Genomic DNA, 12,385 nt, shown 5'->3' with positions numbered 1-12,385 from the left:
CGCCTCAGGCAAGTCGCCGAGCCCTCCTCCTCGGCGCAGCGGCCGCCGGCATTGCAACCGGCCTGCCCAAATACGCGCTCGGGCAAGGGACAGCCGGCCAGGAGTCGCACTCACCCATTCCTCAGGAAGGATCGAAAGATATGAGCACTATCACCACCAAGGATGGCACCGAGATCTACTACAAGGACTGGGGTCCGAAGGATGCTCAACCGATCGTCTTCCACCACGGCTGGCCGCTCAGCGCCGACGACTGGGACACGCAGATGCTTTTCTTCGTCGGGCATGGATATCGCACCATAGCCCATGACCGGCGCGGGCACGGCCGTTCCGCGCAGGTGAGCGACGGTCACGATATGGATCACTATGCTGCCGACGCGGCGGCGGTGGTCGAGCATCTCGGCCTGAGGGACGCAATCCACATCGGCCACTCGACCGGCGGCGGCGAAGCCGCTCATTATGTCGCCCGCCACGGCAACGGGCGCACCGCGAAGCTCGTCCTCATCGGCGCGGTGCCGCCAATCATGGTGAAGACGCCGGCCAATCCTGGCGGCCTTCCGATCGAAGTGTTCGACGGGCTGCGCAAGTCGCTCGCCGACAACCGCGCGCAGTTCTACATCGATTTCCCGTCGGGCCCCTTCTACAGCTTCAATCGGCCGGGCGCGAAAGCGATCCCGGGCATCATCCAGAACTGGTGGCGGCAGGGCATGATGGGCAGCGCCAAGGCGCACTACGACGGCATCAAGGCCTTTTCGGAAACCGATTTCACCGACGACCTCAAGATCATCCACGTGCCGACACTCGTCATGCACGGCACGGACGATCAGATCGTGCCCATTGCCGATTCCGCGCCGTTATCCGCAAAGCTTCTGAAGAACGGCACGCTCAAGATCTATGAGGGCTTTCCGCACGGGATGTGTACCACGCATGCCGATGTGGTGAACGTCGACTTGCTCACCTTCATCAGGTCCTAGGCTCACGCCGTGCCCTCAGGCGAGAGCCTTGTCGCCGGCCGTCCTCGCCTCCGGCCGGCGACCACCCAACCATCCCCAACCGTAACTGGAGCCAAGACAATGATCAGGACCATTCTTTGCAGCGCAGCTCTCGCCCTCATCGCGACAGGAGCGCTGGCCGAAGATTCGGCCACCGACAAGGCCGCGGAGATCGGCAAGAACGTGAAGCTCGTCTACGACCAGCCGCTTCCGAACGTGCCCGGCAAGAGCATGAGAGGCGTGCTCGTTGAATATGAACCAGGCGACACTTCGCCAGCGCATCTCCATCCCAAGTCCGCCTTTATCTACGCGACGGTCCTCGAAGGGGCGATCAAGAGCCAAGTCAATGATGGCCCTGAAGTCACCTATCGTGCAGGCGAAAGCTGGTCCGAGTTTCCCGGCGACCGCCACAGCGTCAGTGCCAACGCCAGTGCGACCGAACCCGCCCGGCTGCTGGCCGTGTTCGTCGTCGATACCAACGAGACGGAGCTGGTGATCCCTCTCGACGAATGAAACGAGCGCTTGCTTCGGCTCCGGCTTTTTTCGAAGCACACCGGCGCCGATCGGGGAAGCTCAGGAGATATGAACGATGTTCGTTGAGAGGCTGCACGCATTGACGTCCTCCCGCCTGGCAGTTGTCAGTCGCGATGCAACTGTCCAGGACGCGGCCTTGCCGCTTTCCAGACCAGGCGTCGGGCTGGTCCTGGTGTGCAACGCGACCGGAAGCCTGGAAGGCGTCATAAGCAAATCCGATCTCATCCGCCATCTCAGCAGCCCGAACCACGCGTCTCCGCCGGCATCGGCGTTGATGAGCAAGTCCGTCATCACATGCGGTCCGAAGGATGATGTTCGTGACGTTTGGCAGACCATGGCCGCCCGGAGCCTGCAGAATGTTCCAGTCGTCAATGACGGCGCCAAGCCTCTTGGCATCCTGGATATCCGCGACGCGATGAAGGCGCTGTTCGCGGAAGAAGAGCTCCAGGAGCGGATCCTGTCCAACTACGTCACCGGCGTTGGCTATCGCTAGCCGGCCGCCGCCCAACAAACCGATCAAGATCATTATCATGAAACTGTACTATAGCCCACTTGCCTGCAGCCTCGCGGACCACATCGCCCTGCTTGAAGCGGGCGCGACATTCGAGCGTGAGAGCGTGGATCTCAAGACGAAGCGGACAGCTTCCGGGGCCGACTTCAACGACGTCACGCCAAAGGGTTATGTCCCGGCCCTGGTGCTCGACGACGGCGAGGTTCTCACCGAGAACATCGCCATTCTCGACTGGCTCGCCACGAAATATCCGACGCTTGGAGTTTCGGGAGAGCTGGGACGCACACGGCTTCTCGAAGCGCTGGCCTTCATCTCAACTGAGGTGCATCGCGCCTTCAAACCGATGTGGCACACAGGAAACGATATCCAGAAGGCGCAAGCCAGGGTGACCATTTCCAGGCTGCTCGACAATCTGGCGGAAAGCCGAGCTGGCGACTTCCTGTTCGGCGCAACACCCAGCGTCGCCGACTTCTATCTGTTCGTAATGCTCCTATGGGCTGAACGGTTCGACGTGCGCACTCCCGAAGCGTTCGTCGCATTGCGCCGACGGATGGTGAGCCGCCCCGCGGTGCAAGCCGCCTTGCGCGAAGAGGGGCTCCTCAAACTGGTCGAAACAGACGTTTCGTACGCATAGGGAACAGAACGATGATGTTCAGCGCCAAGGTCGCCATCGTAACCGGCGGAAGCTCGGGCATAGGTCGGGCAGTGGCGCTCGCTCTCGCAAGACAAGGCGCAAAAGTCCTGATCACAGCGCGCCGCCCGAAGAGCCTGAAGGAGACGGCCGCCCTGCACAAGGACATCACAGGCATCGTCGCCGATGTCGCGGTCCCCGGCGATGCGCCTGATACGATCGCGAAGGCAATCGATAGCTGGGGCCGGCTGGACATCCTTGTCAACAATGCGGGCGCCGGGGCGCTTCTGCCGCTGCGTGACGCAACCGCCGAACGCATCAACAGCATCCTTGCGGTGAACGTGGTCGGTCCAAGCCTGCTTGCGGCCGCAGCGCTCCCGCATCTCGAAGCCACAAAGGGTTCTATTGTCAACATATCCAGCACGTTCGGTCACAAGCCGGGCGCTGACCTCTCGCACTATGCGGCCAGCAAGGCGGCGCTGGAGCACCTGACGCGCTGCTGGGCGCTGGAACTCGCGCCGCAGGGCATAAGGGTCAACGCCGTCGCGGCCGGCCCGACTGAATCGGGTGCGCTCACCGGCATGATGGGCCTCTCTCCGGAACATGCTGCGGTGATCGAGGTGGCAGAGCGCGAGCGGATTCCGCTCAAGCGACGCGGCACTCCGGATGACGTTGCCCGATGGATCGTGCAGCTCGCGAATCCGGCTTCGGATTGGGTGACCGGACAGGTCATTACCGTCGATGGAGGCCTAGCGCTCACCTGAAGCGAACGGCTTCCCCAATCGCAAGGAACTCTGCCCATGCACGGAATTTTCAGTCGAATGCTCGCAGGGGTCCTCGTCCCCGATACGGCGCTCGTGCGCCAAGCTCTCGATCACGCGCGCAACAGTTGCGAGCGGTATCTGTTCAACCATGTGGTTCGTTCGTGGCTCTTTGCCGTGCGGATCGGACAGATCCGAAATATCAGTCACGATCCAGAAGTGGTCGCAGTGGGCACCCTGCTGCACGACATCACGCTCAACGAGCGCTTCAACGGACCCCGCCGCTTCGAGGTCGAGGGAGCCGATCTGGCAAGAACCTTTGCGCGGCAGGGCGGAGTCGACGAGCGCCGGGCTCAGTTGATCTGGGACAGCGTCGCGCTCAATTCGACGCCGTCGATCGGGCTCTACAAGGAGGCGGAGGTTGCTCTTTGCACGGCCGGCATTTGCCTGGACGTGGTCGGCCTTCAGTATGACACTATTCCGCCCAGCGAGATCGCGCCGATCCTCAAGGAATTTCCCCGGCTGGACATGAAGCGGCGCATGACACGATGCTTCTGCCATATCGCGGAGAATGTGCCGGAGACGACCTACGACAACTTTATACGCGACTTCGGCGACCGTTACGTATTCGGCTATAGGGATAGGGCTCCATCCTCAGACGATCTGGTGGCAAACGCGCCGTTCGACGAGTGAAAACCGGCGGCCGAGCGCCCCAAGCAGCGCCCGCTGCCACACGCCGCCGTAGCGCGACTATGCTTGGCCCAGCTCGCGCATCGAGGCCGGCAGCGTTTCCCATGCCCGGATCAGCTCACCGATGGAAGCGGCCTCCATCTTGCGCATGACGTTGCCGCGGTGCAGCTTTACCGTCACCTCGCTGATGCCGAGGTCGAAGGCGATCTGCTTGTTGAGGCGCCCGCGCGCCACCTGACGCAGAACCTCGCGCTCGCGTGGCGTCAGCGTCTCAAAGCGTTCGACATTGCGCTTGACGACCGCAGCTTCCGCCCGCCGCGCGGCATCCATCGCAATGCCCGCAATAACAGCGTCAAGCAGCGTTTGGTCCCGCACCGGCTTGGTGAGAAAATCCACAGCCCCGGCCTTCATCGCTTGGACGGTCATCGGAATGTCGCCATGCCCGGTCAGGAAAATGACCGGCTTGGGGTTGCCCGTTTGGGCCAGATGCCGCTGCAGATCGAGACCGCTCGCTCCCGGCATGCGCACATCGAGGATCAGACAACCGGCCCGATCCAGTACGTCGGCATCGAGCAATTCGCGCGTCGAGCTGAAACAGACATGTTGAAACCCGGCGGAAAGTATCAATTCCGACAGCGCCTCCTGAACAGACACATCGTCATCCACAATGATAACGAGGGGCTGCTCCGCTTCGCTCCTGCGCTGCGATGACAACGGTGCCGTTCTCCGTAAGTGCGGCAGCTGCTCAACTCTCATGCCCATCTCCATTTTTCGAATTGCGTAATACATTGCCGATGGCTGCCAGCATCACCTTCGCATCGAAGGGCTTACGGAAGCACCCGCTGACGCCCTGGGCTCTGTCCGCATCGGCAATCTCGTGGCGCCCGGTGATCAGGAACACCGGCAGGTCCGGGCGCACCTTCTTCACCAGATCACAAAGTTCGAAGCCGTCCATGCCGGGCATCCCGATGTCGGTGATGAGCACGTCAAGGCCGGACAGCCCGTTGATGAGCAATGATCGCGCTGACGAGAAGCTGCGGGCCGCATAGCCGGCGGACTCCAGCAGATCCTCCAGCGACTCGAGTAGCCTTGGATCGTCATCGACAACGGCCACGACAGGTCTTCCCTTGGTCACGCCCGGTTCCCTCCCGCTCGGCGCGAGTGGGTGATCGGTATCTCCAGCCGCTGCGCGATACGCACGAGATCGGCGAGCGATGACGCCGCCATTTTCTGCATCACGTTCCTTCTATGGATCTGCAGCGTGACCTCGCTGATTCCGAGTTCAGCGGCTGCCTGTTTGTTGAGAAGGCCGCTCACCACGAGCGGCAGCACCTCGCGTTCGCGCGGCGTCAGGTCGAGATAGCGTTGCATCAGCGCGACCAGGTCAGCACGCGCGGACCTCCTTTCCCGATCCTCAGTGAGCGCCGCCTGGATTGCAGCCATGAGATCCGCATCACTGAAAGGCTTGGTGAGAAAGTCCACGGCGCCATGCTTGATCGCCTGGACGGAGGACGGGATGTCGCCGTGCCCTGTTATGAAAACGATCGGCGGATGATCTCCCTTTGATATCTGCCTCTGCAGATCCAGGCCGTTGATGTCGGGCAGCTCGACGTCGAGGATGAGGCATGCGGGGATGTCCGGCTTGTTTGCACCGATGTACTCGCTGGCCGAGCCGAACGCAGCGGCGCGCATACCGTGCGAATCCAGCAGCTCGCTCAGCGCCTCCCGCAGGCGCGCATCGTCGTCCACGATGAAGACGATATGGTCATCTGTGGTCATGGCGCCGCTTTCACTTCAATCGGCAAGGTGAAGACGAACGTCGCCCCCTGTGGTTCGTTCTTCTCCGCCCACAGGCGTCCGCCATGCGATTCGACGATCGAACGGCTGATCGCGAGCCCCATGCCCATTCCGTTCCCCTTCGTCGTGAAGAACGGCTCGAATATCTTGTCGGGAAACACGACCCCCGCGCCGCGATCACTGATCTCCGTTTGGACCACATCGCCCACGCGGCGGACCCTCACCCCAAGAACCCGGTCACCCGCAATGGAGTCCATCGCATCCATGCCGTTTCGAATCAGGTTCACCAGGACTTGCTGGATATGTACGCGGTCGAGAGCGAGAAGCGGCAAGCTGCTTCCGACATCGACATCCAGGCAGACGCGCCGCCGCGCCGCCTCCTCGGCCATAAGATCGCGCGCCTCGGCTATGATGCTACCGAGCTTCGTGCGATTCCTCGGCTCTACGGATTGCCTGAACAAGGCGCGGATTCGGCTGACAACCTCTGCTGCAGAATTGGCGTCCCGGATGATGCGCTCGGCGGTGATCTTCGCGCGCTCGAGGTTTGGGGGTTCGGCCGAAAGCCAGCGGTGGCATGCACTGGAGTTGGCGACGATTGCGGCCAGTGGTTGGTTCACCTCATGCGCTATGGATGCCGAGAGCTCGGCAAGGCTGGCTGCCTGGCTCGCACGCGCTAAACTTGCTTGCGCCAGACGCAACTCTTCCTGCGCCCGAACTTCCCCATCGATGTCGATGGAAATTGCGTACCATTGCACGATCGCGCCGTTTTGGTCCCGCACCGGTTCCCCGCGGCCGTCCACCCAGCGATACGCGCCATCCGCATGACGCATACGGTACTTCATGGAGTAGGGCTCCCCGGTGGCGAAGGAGTGGCGGACGGTCTCCAGCAGACGTGCGGCATCTTCCGGATGGACGAGGGTCGTTATGGCTGCCGCCAGTCGGCTCATGTCCGGCTTGTCCAGTTGGGCCAGGTCGTTCAAGCCGAAGAAGTCGAGCAAGCGCTTGTTGAAGAAGGTCGGCTCGCCTTCCGGCGTCAGACGTCTGATATGGACGGGAACCATGTTCACGAGCTGCGAGAGCTCGCGCTCCCGGTCGCGCAAGGCTTCTTGCGCGCTCACCTCATCGTTGATGTCGAGAGAAACGCCATACCATTCCGTGACCTCACCGTTTTCATCACGGCGAGGCTCCACCCTGCACTCGGCCCAGCGATACGCGCCGTCCTCTTCGCGCCAACGAAATCGCATCGTGGACACGCCGCCGGTTTCGAAGCAATTCCGTAGAGTGTTCTGCACCTCGGGAGCATCTTCGGGATGGATCAGCTCCTGCAGCAGTTGCTCGATGCGCGGCTCCTCGAGAGCTTCGAAATCCGCGATGACGGAGCGGAAATGGTCCTGGTAGCGCTTGTTGAAGTAGACCGGCCCGCCCGTAGGCTTTGCGCTCCAGATCCGGACTGGTACGGCATCGATCGTCTCCTGAAGCTGCCGCTCGCTCCGCCGCAGCGCCTCTTCGGCATGCATCTGATCGTCTATGTCGTGACAGAGCCCGTACCACTGGACGATGCGCCCGTCCTGGTCCCTCATCGGCTCGGCGCGGCTCGACATCCAGCGGTAGACCCCGTCTTGACGGCGCAAGCGATACCGCATCGCAAGGACCTCGCCGGTGGCGAGACAATGGCGGAGCGTGTCCGAGAACGCTGCTCTGTCGTCCGGATGGACGCCGGCCTCTATCATCGCCGTCATGCGGCTCATGCCCGGCTTGATCGTATCCGCCACGTCCAGGCCGAGAAAATCGACCATGCGCTTGTTGAAGAAAATCGGCTCGCCGTCGGGCGCGAGACGCCAGACGTGGCTTGGAACCATATCGACAAGCTGCGAAAGCTCCCGCTCCCGGTCGCGCGATGTGACCAGCGCCAGCTGACGCTGCCGAGATATGGCCGCCACGATGAGCGCCGAAAATGCCGAGATTGCCAGGAAAAGCTGCAGCATGACCTGCCTTTGTCTCTGGAACTCGGGAGCGCCGACAAACTGGCTGTCTCCAGATATCGTAAGTGCCATCGTGATCAGGGCGAGGAGCGTCAAGGCGACGGCGGCGCCTCTGAACTCGAAGCGCGCCGCGGCCCAAAGAAGGGGCGGCATGATGATGTAGGGGGTCGGCAGGTAGACGTCGCTCAAGGAAAGCGCGGCGACCCCAAGGAAGATCAGACCCAGGACGCTGGCTTCTACCGGCTGCGCGGGAGAGAGTCGGGTTTTGCTGCGCCAATACTGGATCACGACCAGTGCCGGTGGCGCTACGAGCAGGATTCCGGTGGCGTCTCCAATCCAAAACAGCGGCCATACCGCCGTGAAGGTTTGCGATTCCAAGCGTCGCGCTTCCGACCGTCGCGCTGACGAGCGGCGCAACTCCAGCGCCTAGTACGACGAATGCGAGGACTTCCTGTAAAGTTTCAAGCCGAACCGGACGCCCGCATGCCCGGTTCACAAGCGTTGCGCCGGCAGCCGCGCCAAGGGCGTTGCCGATATAGATCAGAAAGCCCGCAGGCAGCGGACTGTGGAACCACACGAACTGCGCGAACATCTCCGCCAGGCAACCAGCCAGTATCCACCAAGGCCAACTGTAAGGCGAGGTGAGGATGAGCGTCGCGATGAAAACGCCGCCCGGAGGCCAAATGGAAACCGTTATTCCGGGGACGATTGCGAGCGCCTGGGCGAACCCGCAGCCCAAGACATACGCCGCAAAAAATAGCCCCAGATGAAGGAATTGCGGGCGCGACCAGACGGACATCATCGGTTTCTCCTGCCGGGCAAAGAAGGGCTGGGTATTGTCAACGCTGCGTGTAGCACGTCTCCGCGATATCTGGGCTGGCGAACTCATGATCTCGGCTGGCGAACTCATGGCCCACTCTAATTCGGCGCCCCCCCGGCTGCACCTCATGGAAATCCATGAGGCGTGGCCGAAGCGTACCTGGCCTAGCCCTCAGGATGATACTGCCTAGACCAGCCGAGTGGCGACATGGCCTCTCGCATGATGGCTCGGCCCGGCGCGTCCCGGCATGATTGCAGGCGATAAACCGCTTTCAAGGAGACATTCATGAATATCGCCACCAAACCGACGGCGCAGGCCGGGACCAAGCATGGGCCTCGCGTTAACTGGGCCGAGCAATCTCCGGAACTCGTGAAGAAGTTCACCGGGGTTGTCACGGCTCTCCGTGCAAGCTCGATCGAGGAGTCCATCCTCAATCTTGTCAATATTCGTGCTTCGCAGCTCAACGGCTGCTCCTTCTGCCTCGATATGCACGTCAAGCAGGCAAAGATGCACGGCGAGCGCGAACTGCGCCTCTACCACTTGGCCGCGTGGAGGGATTCGACCCTGTTCGCCCCACGCGAGCGCGCCGCACTCGCATGGACGGAAGCCCTGACCAAGCTGCCGGACCAGGGCGTTTCCGATGAGATCTATGAGCGCGTCCGCACGCAGCTGTCGGAAAAGGAGATCTCCGATCTTAGCTTCGCTGTCATGGTGATCAACTCGTGGAACCGCCTCAACGTCGGCTTCAAGACCGTGCCGGGTTCCGCCGATGCAATGTATGGCCTGGACAAGGCGGGGCTCAATTAGCCCGCTACAGACCGGCGGCACGGCTGTCGCCGTGTCGCCGCTGATCCTTGGCTGTGCGCAATGACCCGCCGGGGAAGCGCTATCGACAACCATACGTATCGCCGAACCGCGGCGACCGGCTTCCGCCGCGTTTACCGCCACTGCCGGCCAGTGCGCCTTTCCCACGCTCATTTCACGACACTCACCCAGGACTTGGCCGGACACTCGCCCTGCGAGCTAGCTCGGCCGTCTCGCGTTTCATTCCATCACGCCGGCCAGTTTCGAATTCCAATGCCAGCTCATCCGCCTCGGGCCCCTGCCCATGTCATGCCTGCCAATCGATCACACCGTACTGCGGGCATCCACGACATGGCTGGCGAACGCGCAAGCAGCCTCCTAGCCGCCAAAATTGACACGGCAACGCAACTCACGACGCTGGACGAGTTGTCGGGGTTAGATGGGGTTGGTCAATCGGACCTGTTCACTCGCCCATCGTCTTTAGAGCCCGGGCGTGATTTTATTCAAAGCGCATGTCGATCCGCCGGGGGCTGGTTCGTCGACTTATTAGCGAGACTGTTCAGCGGCCATCACGTCCGCGGCTCGCCTCAGGAGGAGTTCTCAATGCGCTTCATGTCGTTCGTCACTTCCGCCCACGCCGGACCGCCAACGGCGGAACTCATCGAGGCGATGAACAAGCTCGCCGACCGGGAAATCAAGGCCGGCCGCATGGTCGACATGGGCGGGCTCACGCCGGTCACGATGGGCGCGCAGGTGCGCATCGCCGATGGGAAGCTCAGCGTCATCGATGGCCCGTTCGTCGAGGCGAAGGAGGTCATCGGGGGCTACGCGATCATGGAGTTCCGGAACAAGGAAGAGGCTGTGGCGTCGGCGGTCGAGTTCATGCAGCTCCACAAGGATTTCATGCCGGATTGGGAGGGCACGTGCGAGGTCCGCGCGTTTGCCGGCCCTTGAGGCGACGTTCCTGCAGACGTGGTCGGCGGCCATGACGGTCGCCGACGCCCATCGCACGATCCTCGCCGTGTGGCGGATCGAGCAGCCCCGGCTGATCACCAGTCTGGCGAGGATGCTGCGCGATGTGCCATTGGCCGAGGATTTGACGCAGGAAGCCCTGCTGGCCGCCCTCGAGCGGTGGCCCGCCACAGGCGTTCCAGAAAAACCAGGCGCCTGGCTGATGGCGACCGCCAAGCGCCGGGCCCTGGATCATCTGCGCCGCAGCCGGATGCTCGAGCGCAAGCACAACATTATCGCCTGGGACATGGAGGAGGAGCAGCAGGCCATGCCCGACCTCGACTCGGCCCTGGACGACGACATAGGCGATGAACTGCTTCGGCTCATCTTCACCGCCTGTCACCCGCGACTGTCGCACGGGGCGCGCGCGGCGCTGGCACTGCGGATGATCTGCGGCCTGACAACCGAGGAGATCGCCAGGGCCTTCCTGCTGCCGGAGGCGACGATCGCCCAGCGCATCGTGCGCGCGAAGCGGACTCTTTCGGAATCGGGGCTGGCCTACGAGACCCCAAGCGGGGAGGAGCTCTCAAAGCGGCTCTCCTCGGTGCTGGAGGTCGTCTACCTCATCTTCAACGAAGGCTACACCGCAGCGAGCGGCGAGGACTGGCTGCGCCCCCAGCTCTGCAATGAAGCGCTTCGCATGGGCCGCGTGCTCACCTCCATCGTGCCGCACGAGCCCGAAGCCCATGGACTGCTCGCTCTGATGGAGCTGAACGCCTCGCGCACGGCGGCGCGTACTGATGCAGGGGGCGAGCCAATCCTCATGCTGGACCAGAACCGCGCACTCTGGGACCAGCTCCAGATCCGGCGCGGGATGCAGGCGCTCGGGCGAGCACGCGAATTAGGCGGAGCCGGCGGCATTTACGTCCTCCAGGCGACGATTATCGCCTGCCACGCCCAGGCGAGGACGGCGGGCGATACCGACTGGTCGCGCATCGCCGGACTTTATGCGGAGCTGGCGGCTGTCGTGCGCTCGCCAATCATCGACCTCAACCGCGCGGTTGCCGTCGGCATGGCCGAGGGCCCAGAAGTGGCGCTGGTGATCGTGGACCGCCTTGCGCGCGAGCCGGCGCTCAAAGGCTATCACCTGCTGCCGAGCGTTCGCGGCGACCTACTCCACAAGCTCGGCCGTTACGAGGAGGCGCGGGCCGCGTTCGAAGCGGCCGCGACGCTGGCGGGCAACAGGCGGGAACATGACCTGCTGAGACGGCGCGCCGCCGAGGCGGCCGACGCAGCGATGTCATCATAATCCCTGATCAGACAAGGACATGGTCGACCCCGGATCGACTGCTTCCGGGGCTTTTGTCATTTCCCTAGCAAGGTCTGACGTGGATGTGGCTGAACGTCCGCTGTCCCGCCGAGCCGGAGTTCCAAGGTGGTTCCGTGAAACGGCAGCTTAGGGTCAGTTCGCGACCCTGGCCCCAGCAGGTTGAACGTCTGATATCTTCGTTATGAAACCTGAGGCTGCCGGTCCTCTCTCGGCGCCAAATGCGACAGTTTTGGTTCCGGCTCGGAAGGTCGCTCTTGGCGCAACTGAGCCCATCACGAACAGCGGATCCGCAGCATGTGAGCGAAGTCGGTATGACGTTGTTCGATGTTTGTTCGCGCAAAGTTGCATGAGATTGCAGTCTGGAACTGGCCTCTCGCGAGGGCCATCGACCGATCGCATCAGGTCGTATCTAAGGCCAAAAGAAAAACCGGCAGTTTGCCCAATCCTTGCTGCGAATGCGCTGCGTCAAGCTTTGATCGGGCGCGTTGCCCGACCGTTGTGCGGGAGGGACTCTATGGCCCAGCAGGAGCAGGTGCAGCTGGAGGGCAGCGCCGCGGACTCAACGAGCGCTACTGTTATGACAGC

General features: G+C 62.5%; 12 protein-coding genes and 1 pseudogene. 9 read left to right on the top strand and 4 right to left on the bottom strand.

Going from position 1 to position 12,385, the window contains the following annotated elements; genetic code table 11:
- The first annotated feature begins 140 nt into the window (after nucleotides 1-140).
- The 6 genes from AC0NIE_RS04495 to AC0NIE_RS04470 all read left to right on the top strand — a co-directional run bounded on the left by AC0NIE_RS04495 (nucleotide 141) and on the right by AC0NIE_RS04470 (nucleotide 4,119).
- Complete coding sequence (locus AC0NIE_RS04495; RefSeq protein ID WP_473485742.1) at nucleotides 141-971, top strand: alpha/beta fold hydrolase; 831 nt, start codon at nucleotides 141-143, stop codon at nucleotides 969-971.
- Between the two features lie 99 nt (nucleotides 972-1,070).
- Nucleotides 1,071-1,502, top strand: a complete 432-nt coding sequence (locus AC0NIE_RS04490) for a cupin domain-containing protein (protein ID WP_473485741.1) — start codon at nucleotides 1,071-1,073, stop codon at nucleotides 1,500-1,502.
- A 76-nt stretch (nucleotides 1,503-1,578) separates the two neighbouring features.
- Entirely contained in the window at nucleotides 1,579-2,016 is a 438-nt protein-coding gene (locus AC0NIE_RS04485; RefSeq protein ID WP_473485740.1) for a CBS domain-containing protein, read from the top strand.
- Nucleotides 2,017-2,053: 37 nt separating this feature from the next.
- A complete protein-coding gene (locus AC0NIE_RS04480; protein WP_473485739.1) occupies nucleotides 2,054-2,668 on the top strand; it encodes a glutathione S-transferase N-terminal domain-containing protein in 615 nt (204 codons plus the stop codon).
- Nucleotides 2,669-2,679: 11 nt separating this feature from the next.
- Nucleotides 2,680-3,429: an SDR family NAD(P)-dependent oxidoreductase gene (locus tag AC0NIE_RS04475; RefSeq protein WP_473485738.1), complete on the top strand. Its 750-nt coding sequence runs from the start codon at nucleotides 2,680-2,682 to the stop codon at nucleotides 3,427-3,429.
- Nucleotides 3,430-3,465: 36 nt separating this feature from the next.
- Nucleotides 3,466-4,119 carry an HD domain-containing protein gene (locus tag AC0NIE_RS04470; RefSeq protein WP_473485737.1) on the top strand — a complete coding sequence of 218 codons (654 nt, stop codon included), beginning with the start codon at nucleotides 3,466-3,468 and terminating at the stop codon, nucleotides 4,117-4,119.
- Nucleotides 4,120-4,176: 57 nt separating this feature from the next.
- On the opposite strand, the gene AC0NIE_RS04465 is transcribed toward AC0NIE_RS04470, so the two are convergent.
- From AC0NIE_RS04465 to AC0NIE_RS04450, 4 genes and pseudogenes are all read right to left on the bottom strand, one after another.
- Nucleotides 4,177-4,872, bottom strand: coding sequence for a response regulator transcription factor (locus AC0NIE_RS04465; protein ID WP_473485822.1), 696 nt, complete (start codon nucleotides 4,870-4,872; stop codon nucleotides 4,177-4,179).
- Nucleotides 4,862-5,251, bottom strand: coding sequence for a response regulator (locus tag AC0NIE_RS04460; protein WP_473485736.1), 390 nt, complete (start codon nucleotides 5,249-5,251; stop codon nucleotides 4,862-4,864). The genes AC0NIE_RS04465 and AC0NIE_RS04460 overlap by 11 nt, the downstream gene beginning before the upstream one ends.
- Complete coding sequence (locus tag AC0NIE_RS04455) at nucleotides 5,248-5,895, bottom strand: response regulator transcription factor (protein ID WP_473485735.1); 648 nt, start codon at nucleotides 5,893-5,895, stop codon at nucleotides 5,248-5,250. The genes AC0NIE_RS04460 and AC0NIE_RS04455 overlap by 4 nt, the downstream gene beginning before the upstream one ends.
- Nucleotides 5,892-8,697: pseudogene (locus AC0NIE_RS04450) on the bottom strand (MASE1 domain-containing protein). The gene AC0NIE_RS04455 and the pseudogene AC0NIE_RS04450 overlap by 4 nt, the downstream one beginning before the upstream one ends.
- A 303-nt stretch (nucleotides 8,698-9,000) precedes the next feature.
- Here AC0NIE_RS04450 and AC0NIE_RS04445 point away from each other — a divergent pair.
- The 3 genes from AC0NIE_RS04445 to AC0NIE_RS04435 all read left to right on the top strand — a co-directional run bounded on the left by AC0NIE_RS04445 (nucleotide 9,001) and on the right by AC0NIE_RS04435 (nucleotide 11,779).
- Nucleotides 9,001-9,522 carry a carboxymuconolactone decarboxylase family protein gene (locus AC0NIE_RS04445; protein ID WP_473485734.1) on the top strand — a complete coding sequence of 174 codons (522 nt, stop codon included), beginning with the start codon at nucleotides 9,001-9,003 and terminating at the stop codon, nucleotides 9,520-9,522.
- 348 nt (nucleotides 9,523-9,870) lie between these two features.
- Nucleotides 9,871-10,473 (top strand): YciI family protein, encoded by a 603-nt coding sequence (locus AC0NIE_RS04440; RefSeq protein WP_473485733.1) that lies wholly within the window; start codon nucleotides 9,871-9,873, stop codon nucleotides 10,471-10,473.
- 31 nt (nucleotides 10,474-10,504) lie between these two features.
- Complete coding sequence (locus AC0NIE_RS04435; RefSeq protein WP_473485732.1) at nucleotides 10,505-11,779, top strand: RNA polymerase sigma factor; 1,275 nt, start codon at nucleotides 10,505-10,507, stop codon at nucleotides 11,777-11,779.
- The last annotated feature ends 606 nt before the right edge of the window (nucleotides 11,780-12,385 follow it).

The organism is Mesorhizobium sp. WSM4842, from assembly GCF_055901575.1.
The sequence above is the reverse complement of the archived record's forward strand: the minus strand, read 5'-3'. Positions and strand labels throughout refer to the sequence as shown.